Genomic DNA, 14,176 nt, shown 5'->3' with positions numbered 1-14,176 from the left:
CGCACTGCTGCCGCGAGCACCCCGCCTGAGATAGAACGGGTGCATGGTGAAGATCCTGATCTCCGCGGACATGGAAGGTGCCACCGGTGTCACCTGGCCCGGTGACGTGCTGCCCGGCGCATCGCAGTGGGAGCGGTGCCGGCACCTGTTCACCTCGGACGTGAACGCGGCGATCGCCGGGTTCTTCGACGGTGGCGCCGATGCCGTCCTCGTCAACGAGGCGCACTGGAGCATGCGCAATCTGCTGCTGGAGCAGCTGGACGAGCGAGCGGAAATGCTCACCGGAAAGCACAAGAGCCTGAGCATGGTCGAGGGGGTTCAGCACGCAGACGTCGACGGCATCGCGTTCGTCGGCTACCACACGGGCGCCGGCACCGAGGGGGTGCTGGCCCACACCTATCTGGCCAACTCCCTCACCGGCGTATGGGTGAGCGGCGCGCGGGCCAGCGAAGGGTTGCTGAACTCCCTGGTCGTCGCCGAATACGGTGTTCCGGTGGTGCTGGTGACCGGTGACGACCGTACGTGCGAGGACGCCAAGGGCTATGCGCCCGAGGCCCGTTCGGTCGCGGTGAAGGACTACGTCTCGCGGTACGCGGCCGTGTGCCGTCCCCCGGCCCGTACGGCCCGGGAGATCAGGGCCGCGGCGAAGGCCGCCACCGCGCTCGCGGTGCGGCACGAGCCGGTGCGCGGCGGGCCGTTCGCCATGGAGCTGGAGTTCGACGCCGAACACCTCGCCGGCGCGGCCACGGCCGTGCCGGGCGTCGAACAGAGCGGCGAGCGCCGGGTCTCCTACACCATGCCGACCATGTACGAGGCAATCCGCTGCTTCAAGGCGGTCACCACCGTCGTGTCCGCGGCGGTGGAGGACCAATATGGCTGATGCGATCAACGGGGGTCACGGGGGGCACGGGGGCGACGGGTCCGGGGGCGTCGACGAACGGGCGCTGGAGGAGGTGGTGCGGTTCACCTCGGACCTGATCAGGATCGACACCACCAACCGGGGCGGCGGCGACGGCCGGGAGCGGCCCGCCGCCGAGTACGTCGCCGAGCGGCTCGCCGAGGCGGGCCTCGAACCGCTCCTGCTGGAGAAGGAGCCCGGGCGCACGAACGTCGTCGCCCGGGTCGCCGGCACCGACCCGGGCGCGGACGCCCTGCTCGTCCACGGCCACCTCGACGTGGTCCCGGCCGATCCCGCCGAATGGAGCGTGCACCCCTTCTCGGGCGAGGTCCGCGACGGCCAGGTGTGGGGCCGGGGCGCGATCGACATGAAGAACATGGACGCGATGGTCCTGGCGACCGTACGGGCCTGGGCCCGTGCCGGGGTGCGCCCGCCCCGCGACGTCGTGCTCGCCTTCACCGCCGACGAGGAGGACAGCGCCGTGCCGGGCGCGGGCTTCCTCGCCGACGAGCACGCCGCCCTGTTCGAGGGCTGCACGGTGGGCATCGGCGAGTCCGGCGCGTACACCTTCCACGCCGACGGAGGGCTGCGGCTGTACCCCGTGGGCGCGGGGGAGCGCGGCTCGGCCTGGGTCAGACTGACCGCGCACGGCACCGCCGGGCACGGCTCGAAGGTCAACCGCCGCAACGCGGTGGTCGCCCTCGCCGCCGCCGTCGCCCGGATCGGGTCGCACCCGTGGCCGGTGCGGCTGACCCCGACCGTACGCGCCGCGCTGCGCTCGATCGCCGCCGCGCACGGCATCGAGACCGACCCGGACGCGCCCGGTCTCGACATGGACGAACTCCTGGGCAAACTGGGCAAGGCGGCCGCGCTGGTGGCCGCCACCGTCCGCAACAGCGCCAACCCCACCATGCTGGACGCCGGGTACAAGATCAATGTCATTCCGGGGGCGGCCGTCGGCTTCGTGGACGGGCGGACCGTGCCGGGCGGGGAGGAGGAGTTCCGCACCACGATGGACATGCTGACCGGCCCCGACGTGGAGTGGGAGGTGTACCACGGGGAGTCCGCGCTGCAGGCCCCGGTCGACGTCCCGGTGTTCGCGCGCATGCGCGCGGCGCTGGAGCGCTTCGACCCGGAGGGACAGGTGGTGCCGTTCTGCATGTCCGGCGGTACGGACGCCAAGCAGTTCTCCCGCCTGGGCATCGCCGGCTACGGCTTCTCACCGCTCAAGTTGCCCGTGGGCTTCGACTACCAGGCGCTCTTCCACGGTGTCGACGAGAGGGTGCCCGTCGAGGCGCTGCACTTCGGTGTCCGCGTGCTCGATCATTTCCTGATGGACCGTTTTGAGGAGGCGTAGCAATCATGGTGTCCACGGCGCCCTACGGAGCCTGGCAGTCCCCCATCGGCGCGGAGCTCGCCGCGGCGCACGACGGCAGACCGGACTACGTGGGCACGGTCGGTGACGAGGTGTGGTGGGTCGCGCCGCGCCCGGCGGAGGACGGCCGCTCGACCCTGGTCCGGCGGCTGCCCGACGGACGGGAGGTGGAGGCGCTGCCCGCGCCGTGGAACGTCCGCACCCGGGTGCTGGAGTACGGGGGCGTCCCCTGGACGGCCGTCCCCCGGTCCTCCGGCGGGCCGCTGGTGGTCTTCGCGCACTTCGCGGACCAGCGGCTGTACGCGTGGGAGCCGGACGACCCGGCGGGCGGCGCGCCCAGGCCGCTGACCCCGGTGTCGCAGGTGGGCGGCGGGCTGCGCTGGGCCGACCCGGTGCTGCGGGCGGACGGCGGGGAAGTGTGGTGCGTGCTGGAGGAGTTCACCGGCGAGGGGCCGTACGACGTGCGGCGGGTGATCGCGGCGGTGCCGCTGGACGGCTCCGCCGCCGGGGACCGAGCGGCCGTGCGCGAGCTGAGCGACGACGGCCACCGCTTCGTCACCGGGCCCCGGCTCTCCCCGGACGGCCGGCGCGCGGCGTGGCTCGCCTGGGACCACCCGCGCATGCCCTGGGACGGCTCGGAGCTCAAGCTCGCCGACGTCACGGCCGGCGGGGACGGGCCGCGCTTCTCGGGCGCCCGGACCGTCATGGGTGGTGCCGGGGAGGCCGTGGCGCAGGTGGAGTGGGCGCCGGACGGCAGACTGCTGGCCGTCACCGACCGCACCGGGTGGTGGAATCTGCACCGTCTCGACCCGGAGACCGGCGAGAGCGTCAATCTCTGTCGCCGCGAGGAGGAGTTCGCGGGGCCGCTGTGGAAGGTGGGGCAGCGCTGGTTCGTTCCGCTGGCCGCCGGGCCGATCGCCGTCGTGCACGGCCGCGGCGCCCAGACGCTGGGGATACTCGACCCCGAGACCGGGGAGTTGGTGGACGCCGCGGGGCCGTGGACGGAGTGGGCCGCGACGCTGGCGGCCGGCGACAGCCGCGTCATCGGTGTGGCGGCGAGCCCGCGCACCGCCTTCGAGGTGGTCGAGCTCGACACCCGCACCGGCAGGGCCCGGGCGATCGGCGCCCGGCACACGGACGCGGTCGACCCGGCCTACTACCCCGAGCCGCTCATCCGCACCTTCACCGGACCGGACGGACGGGAGGTGCACGCCCACATCTATCCGCCGCACAGCCCCGACCACACGGCGCCCGCCGACGAGCTGCCGCCGTTCGTGGTGTGGGCCCACGGCGGCCCCACCAGCCGCTCGCCGCTGGTGCTGGACCTGGAGATCGCCTACTTCACCTCGCGCGGCATAGGCGTGGCCCAGGTCAACTACGGCGGCTCCACCGGCTACGGGCGCGAGTACCGCGACCGGCTGGCGGGGCGGTGGGGGATCGTGGACGTGGAGGACTGCGCGGCCGTCGCCGAGGCCCTCGCCGACGAGGGCAGTGCCGACCGGCACCGGCTGGCGATCCGGGGCGGCAGCGCGGGCGGCTGGACCACGGCGGCCTCGCTGGTCTCCACGGGGCTGTACGCCTGCGGGGCCATCAGCTTCCCGGTGATGGACCTCATGTCCTGGGCCGACGGGGGCACGCACGACTTCGAGTCGCGCTATCTGGAGACGCTCATCGGGCCGTTCGCGGAGTTCCCCGACCGCTACCGCGACCGGTCCCCGCTCAGCCGGGTGGACCGGGTCACCGCGGCCTTCCTGCTGTTGCAGGGCCTGGAGGATCCGGTGTGCCCGGCGGCGCAGAGCGAGCGGTTCGTGACGGCGATGGCCGGGCGGGGCGTGCCGCACGCCTACCTCGCCTTCGAGGGCGAGGGCCATGGCTTCCGGCGGGCCTCGACCGTGGTCCGCGCGCTGGAGGCGGAGCTGTCCCTCTACGCCCAGACCTTCGGCATGGCGGTGCCGGGCGTCCCCGTCCTCGAACTCGTCAAATGACCGTCAGCTGACGGCGGCCGCCGCCGTGACGGGCGCCCCGGCGGCGCCCGTGCGGGCGGCGGGGACGACGACGGGGGAGCCGTCGCCGGGGGCGGCCAGGACGTCGGCCTCGATCCCGTACAGCTCGCGGACGAGGGTGGCGTCGACGACCTCGCGGGAGGGGCCGTGCGCGACGATCCGGCCGTCGCGCATGGCGACGATGGTGTCGGCGTAGCGGGCCGCGCTCGCCAGGTCGTGCAGCACCATCACCACGGTGCGGCCGGCGGCGGCGACCTCGCGGACGAGCTCGAGGACGTCCACGGCGTGCCCGAGGTCCAGGGCGCTGGTCGGCTCGTCCAGCAGCACGATGGGCGTCTCCTGGGCCAGGACCATGGCCAGCCAGCAGCGTTGGCGCTGACCGCCGGAGAGCTGGTCGAGGCGGCGCGAGGCCAGGGCGGCGGTGCCGGTGGCCTCCAGCGCCTCCCGGACGGCCCGCTCGTCCTCGCGCGACCACTGGCGGAAGAGGCCCTGGTGCGGGTGGCGGCCGTAGCGGACGAGCCCGGCGACGGTCACGGCCTCGGGCGCCTGCGGCGACTGGGGGAGCAGGGCGATGCGGTGCGCCGCCTTGCGGGGGGTGAGCGCCCAGATGTCGGCGTCACCGATGCGGACCGTGCCGGAGTCGGGCTGGTGCAGGCGCGCGATGGAGCGCAACAGGGTGGACTTGCCACAGCCGTTGGGCCCCACGACGGCGACGACCTGTCCCTCCGGGACGGTCAGGTCCACGCCGTGCACGACCGGGTGGCCGGGATATCCGGCGGTGAGCTGTTCGACGACGAGTCGCATGAGGTTAGCCTAACCTAATGGTTGCCTTCTGTTTCTCCCCCGGTTTTCCCCGTCCCCTTGGATTCTGACGCGCCGGGATGTCATGGCCTCGCACGTCAATTCCCTTCGAGCGGGTCTGTCATGTAAGGTAAGGCTTACCTTAATTCAAATGGAATGGGGGAAACCGCCGTGGAGCAGTCCGAACTCGCCGGCCGTATCGCGCTGGTCACCGGCGCCGGTCAAGGCATAGGCGAGGCCGTGACCCGCGCCCTGGTCGCAAAAGGGGCGCGTGTCGCGGCCCTCGATTCGACGCCGGACGGCATCAAGGAGCTCGAAGCGGAATACGGCGCCGGCTCGGTGACCGCGTACACCGCCGACGTCTCCGACAGCCATGCCGTCGAAGCCGTCGTCGACGAGGTGGAGCGCACACTCGGTCCGCTCGGCATCCTCGTCAACGTCGCCGGAGTGCTGCGCACTTCGCCCGTCGTCGAGATCACCGACGAGGACTGGCAGCGGACCTTCGCCGTCAACTCCACGGGCGTCTTCAACACCTCCCGCGCCGCGGCCCGCCGCATGGGCGAGCGCCGCAGCGGATGCATCGTCACCGTCGGCTCCAACGCGGCCGGAGTGCCGCGCACGAGCATGGCCGCGTACGCCGCCTCCAAGGCGGCCGCCACCATGTTCACCAAGTGCCTCGGGCTCGAGCTGGCCCGCAGCGGCGTCCGCTGCAACGTCGTCTCGCCCGGCTCCACCGACACCGCGATGCAGCGCCAGCTGTGGACCGGCGACCAGGTCCCGGACCGCGTCATCGACGGCGACCCCGCCTCGTACCGCGTCGGCATCCCCCTCGGCCGCATCGCCGACCCCTCGGACGTGGCCGAAGCGGTCCTCTTCCTGGTCTCGGACCGCGCCCGCCACATCACCATGCACGACCTCTACGTCGACGGCGGCGCCACGCTGCGGGCCTGACGGCGCGCGATTGACCGGACCGGCCGAACCCGGCCGGTCGCCGGGCGTGCCGCCGGACGGCCCTTCGGGCCGCCGGAACGGGGGCGGATACTGCACCGCCCCGGCGGCCTTGCGGGCCCTTCGGCCCGATTCCGGGGCACCTGCCCGGCGTCCAGTCACCACCAGGGCGGCCGCCCCCTCGCGGGGGCCGGTCGTCCGACCCGCCGTCAGACGGCCGGGCCTCCGGGCCCGGGCCGCCGGCCGGCGGCGCAGCGCCACCAGGGCGTTCGGCCCCTCGCGGAGCCGGAGACCCGACCCGCCGTCAGGCGGCAGGCCGGCCGGGCCCTTTCGGGCCCGGCGCTCGTCCGCCCGGCGGTGCCAGTGCCACCAGGGCGTGCGGCCCCTCGTCAGGGGCCGGGCGTCCGACCCCCCGCCGTCGTGGCGGGATCGCCCAGGGCGGCAGTGCCCCACCGGGTCCGTCCGTCCCTACCGCCCTCGTGGCGGGAGGCGGGGTGCCCGAACCGGGGCGGTCCGTCATTACTTCACAGCCTTGCCCGGTGCGATCCACCGGGGGAACGGAGCAGCAGGTGACCACGGTTCACCACGTCGCCGGCCGGCCGAGCGAGCCCGCCGCCCGCCCGGACGGGCGGTCCGGCACCCGGCCCGAGGGGCGGGCCGCAGCCGTCGGCGCGGCGACCTCGCTGCTCGACGCCTACGAACCCGGCCGCGCCCGTTTCTTCGCCTCCCCCACCCGCACCCTCCTCGCCCACGGCACCCGGGCCGAAGTACCGCACGGCGACGCCCCGCTGGCCCGGCGCGTGGCCGACACCCTCGACGCGCAGCTGCTCGCCGGCAACCCCGCGCCGCTCGTCGTCGGCGTCGTCCCCTTCGACCACACCGCCCCCGCCGCGCTCGCCGTGCCCGAGGCCGTCCGCTGGGCGCCGCCGCTGGCCGAGGACCCGCTCATCGCGCTGCCCGCCGCCGAGCCCGCCGCGGCCGACTGGGACGTCCGGCCCGTGCCCGAGCCCGCCGGCTACGGCGACGCCGTCGCCGAGGCCGTACGCCGCATGAAGCGCGGCGACTTCAGCAAGGTCGTCCTCGCCCGCACCCTGGAGCTGCGCTCCTCCCGCGACCTCGACCTGCCGGGACTGCTCCAGCGCCTGGCCCGCCGCGACCCGTCCGGCTACACCTTCGCCCTGCCCTCCGGCCCCGGCCGCACCCTCCTCGGCGCCAGCCCCGAACTGCTGGTCTCCAGACGCGGCGGGCGCCTCGTCGCCAACCCGCTCGCCGGCTCCACGCCCCGCAGCGCCGACCTCGCCGAGGACGTACGCCGGGCGGCCGCGCTCCTGGAGTCCGCGAAGGACCTGCACGAGCACGCCGTCGTCGTGGACGCCGTCCGCGAGGCCCTCGCCCCCTACTGCCGCACCCTCGACGTGCCCGCGCGCCCCACGCTCGTACGGACCGCCACCATGTGGCACCTGTCCACGACCGTCACCGGCGAACCGGCCGACCCCGCCGTCTCCGCCCTGGAGCTGGCGTGCGCCCTGCACCCCACCCCGGCCGTGTGCGGCACCCCCACCGCCACCGCCCGCGAGGTCATCGGCGAACTCGAACCCTTCGACCGGGGCGCCTACACCGGCATGGTGGGATGGGGAGATGCCGGCGGCGACGGCGAATGGGTCGTCACCATCCGCTGCGCCGAGGCCGAGGAGCGCACGCTGCGCCTCTTCGCGGGCGCCGGCGTCGTCGAGCAGTCCTCGCCGGAGGCCGAGACCGCCGAGACCGGCGCCAAGTTCCAGACGTTCCTGCAGGCAGTGGGGGTAGACCAGTGACCGTGCCGACCATCGACGCGCCGGGGTACCCGGCCGAGTTCGCCGAGCGCTACCGCGCCATGGGCTACTGGCGTGGAGAAACGTTTGGGCAGATGCTGCGCGACCGCGCCGAGAAGCACCCGGACCGGGTGGCGGTCGTGGACCCCTCGGGCGAGGGCCGCCGCTGGACCTACGGCGAGCTCGACGAGCGCGCCGACCGGCTGGCCGCCGGCCTGCTCGCGCGGGGCATCGGCAAGGGCGACCGCGTCGTCGTCCAGCTGCCGAACGTCGCCGAGTTCTTCGAGGTGATCTTCGCCCTCTTCCGCATCGGCGCCCTCCCCGTCTTCGCGCTGCCCGCGCACCGCGAGACCGAGATCCGCCACTTCTGCTCCTTCAGCGAGGCCGCCGCCTACGTCATCGCCGACGTCGCCGAGGGCTACGACTACCGGGAGCTGGCGACGAAGGTGCGGGCCGAGGTGCCCACCCTCGGGCACGTCTTCGTGGTCGGCGAGCCCGGCGAGCACACCGCCCTGGCCGACGTCCCCACCGAGCCCGTCGTGATCGAGGACGCCCCCGAACCCCACGAGCTGGCGTTCCTGCAGCTCTCCGGCGGTTCCACCGGCGTGCCCAAGCTCATCCCGCGCACCCACGACGACTACATCTACTCGCTGTGGGGCTCCAACGAGATATGCGGCGTGGACGAGAACAGCGTCTACCTCTGCGCGCTGCCCGCCGCCCACAACTTCCCCCTCAGCTCGCCCGGCACGCTCGGCGCCCTCTACGCCGGCGCCCGCGTCGTCCTGGCCCCGCGCCCGAGCCCGGACGTCGCCTTCCCGCTCATCGCGCGCGAGGGCGTCACCATCACCGGCCTCGTACCGCCGCTGGCCCTGGTGTGGACCGAGGCCGCGGCGGCCGGCGAGCACGACCTCTCCAGCCTCGACGTCCTCCTCGTGGGCGGCGCGAAGTTCAGCGAGGAGGCCGCCCGCCGCGTGCGCCCGGCGCTCGGCTGCACCCTGCAGCAGGTCTTCGGCATGGCGGAGGGCCTGGTGAACTACACCCGGCTCGACGACCCCGAGGAGACCATCGTCACCACCCAGGGCCGCCCCATCTCGCCCGACGACGAGGTCCGCGTCGTGGACGACGAGGACAACGACCTGCCCGTCGGCGCGACCGGACACCTCCTCACCCGCGGCCCGTACACCATCCGCGGCTACTGGCGGGCGCCCGAGCACAACGCCGCGTCCTTCACCGCCGACGGCTTCTACCGCACCGGCGACATCGTCCGGCTCACCGAGAGCGGCCACCTCGTCGTCGAGGGCCGGGCGAAGGACCAGATCAACCGCGGCGGCGAGAAGGTCGCGGCCGAGGAGATCGAGAACCACATCCTCGCCCACCCCGCCGTCCACGACGTCGCCGTGGTCTCCATGCCCGACGACTACCTGGGCGAGCGCACCTGCGCGTACGTCGTGCTGCGCGAGGGCGCGGAGCCGGTGAAGTCCATCGCGGTCAAGAAGTTCGTCCGCGAGCGCGGCCTCGCCGCCTTCAAGGTCCCCGACCGCGTGGAGTTCGTCGACGCCTTCCCGCAGACCGGCATCGGCAAGGTCTCCAAGAAGGACCTCCGCGCGGCCATAGCCGCCCGGCTCCGCGACACCGCCGCCGCCCCACAGCACTGAGAAAGGCCCCACACCACCATGGCGCTCCCTGCCATCGCCCCCTACCCCATGCCCACCGAGGCCGACCTGCCGGCCAACAAGGTGGACTGGACCGTCGACCCGGACCGCGCGGTCCTGCTCGTGCACGACCTGCAGAACTACTTCATGGACGCCTTCACCGCCGGCGCCTCGCCCGTCACCGAACTGCTGGCGAACATCGGGCAGCTGAAGAAGGACTGCGCACGGCTGGGCGTCCCGGTCGTCTACTCCGCCCAGCCCGGCGGCCAGAGCGCCGCCGAGCGCGGCCTGCAGCAGGACTTCTGGGGCCCCGGCCTGCCCGACGACGCCCGCGCCAAGGCCATCGCGGAGGCGGTCGCCCCCGATGAGGGCGACACCGTCCTCACCAAGTGGAAGTACAGCGCGTTCGTCCGCACCGACCTCGCCGAGCGCATGGCGGCACAGGGCCGCGACCAGCTGATCATTGTCGGGGTATATGCCCATATCGGTGTCATGATGAGCGCCTGCGACGCCTGGATGCGCGACATCAGGCCCTTCCTCGTCGCCGACGCCGTCGCCGACTTCTCCGCGGAGGACCACGCCATGGCACTGCGCTGGGCGGCCGCCAAGTGCGCGGTCGTCACCACCACCGACCGCGTCTTCGAAGGAAAGTGACCCCCATGGCCCTCACGATCGAACAGATCCGCTCCGACGTAGCCGACGTCCTGGGCGAGGACCCCGCCGACATCCCCGACGACGAGAACCTCGTGGACTACGGCCTCGACTCCGTCCGCATCATGACGCTCGTCGAGCGCTGGCGCCGTGACCACGGCACCGAGGTCACCTTCGTCGACCTCGCCGAGAAGCCGGCCATCGAGCAGTGGGCGCCGCTGCTGGGGGCCCGGGCATGACCGTCCCCGCTCTGGAGCGGCCCGTCGACGGCACCGCCCCCGCCCGGCGCCACGCGCCGCGCGGCGGCCTGCCGCTGACGGCCGCTCAGGCGGGCATGTGGCACGCCCAGGCCCTCGACCCGGGCAGCCCCGCCCTCAACACCGCCGAGTACCTCGACATCCACGGCGACGTCGACCCGCAGCTGTTCGCCGAGGCCCTGCACCGCACCGTCGGCGAGGCAGACGCCCTGCGCGTCCGCATCACCGACACCCCCGCCGGACCCCGCCAGCTGCCCCTGGACATCCCCGCGCCCGGCCACGGCTTCCCGCTCCACACCGCCGACCTGCGCGAGCGCAGGGACGCCCAGGCCGCGGCCCTGGCCTGGATGCGCGCCGACTCCGCCACCCCCTTCGACCCCGCCGCCGGACCGCTCTTCGCCCACGCCCTGTTCCGCGTCGGCGACCACCGCTGGCTGTGGTACCACCGAGCCCACCACGCCGTCCTCGACGGCTACGGCCACTCCCTGATCGCCCGCCGCGTCGCCGAGACCTACACCGCCCTCGTCGCCGGCCGCGACCCCGGCCCGAGCCCCTTCGGACGGCTCTCCGCCCTCGTCGACGAGGACACCGCCTACCGGGCCTCGGCCACCTACGACCGCGACCGCGAGCACTGGCTCGGCCACCTGGCGGACGGCCCCCGCGTCCCCACCCTCGCCGGCCGCACCGCCCCGCCCTCGCGCACGTCCCTGCGCCACACCGCGCACCTCGACCCCGCCGCGAGCGCCCGGCTGCGAGAGCTGGCCGCGTCCGTCCGCGCCACCTGGCCCGACGTGCTGCTGGCCGCGCAGGCCCTCTACCTCGCCCGCGCCACCCGCAGCGAGGACGTCGTCCTGGGCCTGCCCATGATGGGCCGCATGGGCTCGGTCGCCCTGCGCGTACCCGGCATGGTCATGAACGTCCTGCCGCTGCGCTTCACCGTGACCCCGGACGCCACCTTCGCCGAACTCGCCCGCCAGGCCGACCTCGGCATCCGCTCCGCCCGCCGCCACCAGCGCTACCGCGACGCCGACCTGCGCCGCGACGCCGCTGCCGCTGACGCCGTGCTCGCCGGCCCGCTCGTCGGTCCTCTCGTCAACGTGATGCCCTTCGACTACGGACTGACCTTCGCCGGCGCCCCCTCCGAGGCCCACAACGTGTGTGCCGGGCCCGTCGAGGACATGGACGTCAACATCTACGACCGGGCCGACGGCTCCGGCCTGCGCATCGACTACGACGCCAACCCGGCCCTCTACGACGACGCCGAAGTCGCCGCCCACCAGCGGCGTTTCCTCGACCTGCTCACCCGCATCGCCGACGGCGACCCCCACCGGCCGCTCTCCGCGCTGGGCCTGGCCACCGGCGAGGAGCGCGAGCGCGTCCTGGGCGAGTTCAACGACACCGCCGTCGCCCTGCCCCCGACGACCCTGATCGGCCCCGTCGAGGCCCGCGCCGCCCGCACCCCGGGCGCCCTCGCGCTCGTCGCCGACGGACAGCGCCTGACCTACGCGGAGCTCAACTCCCGCGCCAACCGCCTCGCCCGCCACCTCATCGGCCTGGGCCTGCGCCCCGGCAGCCGGGCGGCCGTGGCCCTGCCGCGCTCCGCCGAGCTGGTCGTCGCCCTGCTGGCCGTCCTCAAGGCGGGGGCGGCGTACGTCCCCGTGGACCCCGGCCACCCAAAAGAAGGCCACACATTCCTGGCCGGCGACGCCGCGCCCGTGTGCGTCCTGACGGACGCCGCCGGCCGGGCGGCGCTCCCGGACACCGCGCCCCCGGCCGTGGCGCTGGACGACCCCGCGCTGACGGCGGAGCTGGCCGACCACTTGCCCACCGATCCGGGCCGCGCGCTCACCCCGCAGCACCCCGCGTACGTCCTCCCCGCCGCGCCCCGTGACGTCGTCGTGCCCCATTCGGCCGTCGACAACCGGCTGCGCTGGATGCAGGACCGGTTCCGGCTGGAGCCCGGGGACCGGGTGCTGCAGCGGACCGGCGCCGGCGCCGACGCGTCGGTGTGGGAGTTCCTCTGGCCGCTGCGGGAGGGCGCAACCCTCGTCCTCGCCGGGCCGGACGCCCTGGCCCGTACGATCCGCGAACACGGCGTCACCACCGCCCACTTCGCGCCGTCCGCGCTGGCCGGCTTCCTGGCGGAGGCGGAGTCGGAGTCGAAGTCGGGTGCGGATTCGGGTGCGGAGGTGGCGCACCGTGCCGGGCTGCGCCGGGTCCTGTGCGGCGGCGAGGTGCTGCCGCGCGAGACGGTGAACCTCTTCCACCACGTGCTGCCCGGCGTCCGGCTGCACCACCTCTACGGACCCGCGGAAGCGGCCGCCGTGGCCTCCCACCACCGGTTCGAACCGGCGGAGCCCGGCGCGCCCGTACCGCTGGGGCAGCCCGTGTGGAACACCCGGCTGTACATCCTCGACGTCGCGGGGCAGCCCTGCCCGCCCGGCGTCATCGGCGAGCTGTACGTCGCCGGTGACCGGCCGGCGGACACGGGCCGCGGCGAGGGGTTCGTGGCGGACCCGTTCGGCCCGCCCGGCGGGCTCATGTACCGCACGGGCGACCTCGCCCGCTGGCGGGAGGACGGCGCCGCCGAGTACGCGGGCCGCGCCGACGGCGACCGCACGGTGGTCGCCATGTGACTCCGGCCTCGGCGGATGCCGCCGCCGAGGCCGGGCCGACGGAACCCGCGCGGGCCTACCTCAAGGGCACGGGCCGGGGGCTGCCGAGAGCCCCTCGGTGACGTACGTCGGGACGGGCCCGCGGCCCGCGTCGCCGCCGGGCTGGGCGCTGCGCGACACCGGTGCCGGGCCGGGGTACGCGGCGGCCGTGCCGCTGTCCGTGCAGTGACCGTCCGCTGCTTGCGGGAGGAACGCCTGTTCTTCAGGAGAGGGGGCCGCTCAGCAGGGCCGGTACGTCCGCGATCGAGTCGACCGTGTATCGCGCCCCCACCGCGAGCCCCTCGGCGGCCTGCCCCGCGTACTTGCCGGTGCGCACCTGGATCGTGGTCGCGCCGATCCCGTTCCCGCCGGCGTTGTCGGTCGTGGCGTCGTCACCGACGACCGCTGTCTGGTCCGCGGTGAAGCCCGTCGACGTGGCGGCGAGCCCGAAGTACTCGTGGGAGGGCTTGCCCAGCAGTCGGGCGGAACGGCCCGTGCCGTACTCGAGGGCGGCGACGATCGCCCCGGTGTCGATGAACTCCTCGCCCTCCGGGGTGCGGTAGAGCGCGCCGCGCTGCAGGGCGATGAGCTCCGCGCCCGCGCGAACCGCCCGGAAGGCCCGGTTCAGGAGCTCGTAGTCCAGCACCTTCTGGCAGTCGCCGACCACCACGTGTGTAGGGTCGCTCTCCTCCGGCCTGCCGGAACGCTCGGAATGCAGCGACCTACGCAGCTCCTCGGACATCAGCGACAGCACGCGTGGGGCGGCGCACGTCTCCAGCAGCGTCCGCGCGGCGACCACCGGCGTGAAGAGTTCGTCGCGCTTGATGTCCAGACCGCAGGCGCACAGGCTCTCCAGCGTCGCCTCGACGGTTTTGGACTCGGTATTGGTGAGGAAACGCAGCGCATATCCACGGTCCCGCAGGCTGTTCACGGCCTCCGGCGCGCCTTCTATGGCAATTCCGTGGTCGAAGACGGTGCCATTGATGTCGATCAACAGTGCCCGGATGTGGGACTGCACGTGAGTTCGAACCTGGGATTCCATGGCTGTCTCCCCTCGTGCGATGGAGAAACGCCTGTCGATCCTACCCCGGCGGGCAGAACACCACGACCCCTGCCATCCTGAGAG

11 protein-coding genes are annotated in these 14,176 nt (G+C 74.0%); 9 read left to right on the top strand and 2 right to left on the bottom strand.

Going from position 1 to position 14,176, the window contains the following annotated elements:
* Positions 1-46 precede the first annotated feature (46 nt).
* The 3 genes from ACIGXW_RS16845 to ACIGXW_RS16835 are packed head-to-tail and all read left to right on the top strand — an operon-like array spanning position 47 to position 4,258.
* Complete coding sequence (locus ACIGXW_RS16845) at positions 47-880, top strand: M55 family metallopeptidase (RefSeq protein ID WP_399574043.1); 834 nt, start codon at positions 47-49, stop codon at positions 878-880.
* Complete coding sequence (locus tag ACIGXW_RS16840; RefSeq protein ID WP_071962122.1) at positions 873-2,255, top strand: M20/M25/M40 family metallo-hydrolase; 1,383 nt, start codon at positions 873-875, stop codon at positions 2,253-2,255. The genes ACIGXW_RS16845 and ACIGXW_RS16840 overlap by 8 nt, the downstream gene beginning before the upstream one ends.
* Positions 2,256-2,260: 5 nt before the next feature.
* Positions 2,261-4,258 carry a prolyl oligopeptidase family serine peptidase gene (locus tag ACIGXW_RS16835; RefSeq protein WP_399573684.1) on the top strand — a complete coding sequence of 666 codons (1,998 nt, stop codon included), beginning with the start codon at positions 2,261-2,263 and terminating at the stop codon, positions 4,256-4,258.
* A gap of 3 nt (positions 4,259-4,261) precedes the next feature.
* On the opposite strand, the gene ACIGXW_RS16830 is transcribed toward ACIGXW_RS16835, so the two are convergent.
* Positions 4,262-5,080 carry an ABC transporter ATP-binding protein gene (locus tag ACIGXW_RS16830; protein ID WP_399573682.1) on the bottom strand — a complete coding sequence of 273 codons (819 nt, stop codon included), beginning with the start codon at positions 5,078-5,080 and terminating at the stop codon, positions 4,262-4,264.
* 153 nt (positions 5,081-5,233) lie between these two features.
* Here ACIGXW_RS16830 and ACIGXW_RS16825 point away from each other — a divergent pair, with 153 nt between their 5' ends.
* From ACIGXW_RS16825 to ACIGXW_RS16800, 6 genes are all read left to right on the top strand, one after another.
* Positions 5,234-6,028, top strand: a complete 795-nt coding sequence (locus ACIGXW_RS16825; protein WP_399573680.1) for a 2,3-dihydro-2,3-dihydroxybenzoate dehydrogenase — start codon at positions 5,234-5,236, stop codon at positions 6,026-6,028.
* Between the two features lie 680 nt (positions 6,029-6,708).
* On the top strand, positions 6,709-7,839 hold the full coding sequence (dhbC, locus tag ACIGXW_RS16820; protein WP_399574042.1) for an isochorismate synthase DhbC: 1,131 nt from the start codon (positions 6,709-6,711) through the stop codon (positions 7,837-7,839).
* Positions 7,840-7,841: 2 nt separating this feature from the next.
* Complete coding sequence (locus ACIGXW_RS16815) at positions 7,842-9,491, top strand: (2,3-dihydroxybenzoyl)adenylate synthase (RefSeq protein ID WP_399573678.1); 1,650 nt, start codon at positions 7,842-7,844, stop codon at positions 9,489-9,491.
* Between the two features lie 18 nt (positions 9,492-9,509).
* Positions 9,510-10,142 (top strand): isochorismatase family protein, encoded by a 633-nt coding sequence (locus ACIGXW_RS16810; RefSeq protein WP_399573677.1) that lies wholly within the window; start codon positions 9,510-9,512, stop codon positions 10,140-10,142.
* Positions 10,143-10,147: 5 nt separating this feature from the next.
* Positions 10,148-10,378 (top strand): phosphopantetheine-binding protein, encoded by a 231-nt coding sequence (locus ACIGXW_RS16805; RefSeq protein ID WP_071962128.1) that lies wholly within the window; start codon positions 10,148-10,150, stop codon positions 10,376-10,378.
* The gene (locus tag ACIGXW_RS16800) at positions 10,375-13,032 is read left to right on the top strand and encodes an AMP-binding protein (protein ID WP_399573675.1); all 2,658 of its coding nucleotides are present in this window, start codon (positions 10,375-10,377) and stop codon (positions 13,030-13,032) included. The genes ACIGXW_RS16805 and ACIGXW_RS16800 overlap by 4 nt, the downstream gene beginning before the upstream one ends.
* Positions 13,033-13,273: 241 nt before the next feature.
* Here ACIGXW_RS16800 and ACIGXW_RS16795 read toward each other — a convergent pair whose 3' ends face one another.
* Positions 13,274-14,068 carry an HAD-IIA family hydrolase gene (locus tag ACIGXW_RS16795; protein ID WP_399573672.1) on the bottom strand — a complete coding sequence of 265 codons (795 nt, stop codon included), beginning with the start codon at positions 14,066-14,068 and terminating at the stop codon, positions 13,274-13,276.
* Between the last annotated feature and the right edge of the window lie 108 nt (positions 14,069-14,176).

This window comes from Streptomyces sp. NPDC053079 (assembly GCF_044546695.1).
Lineage (GTDB): Bacteria > Actinomycetota > Actinomycetes > Streptomycetales > Streptomycetaceae > Streptomyces.
This window is presented reverse-complemented; position numbering and strand designations above follow the sequence as displayed.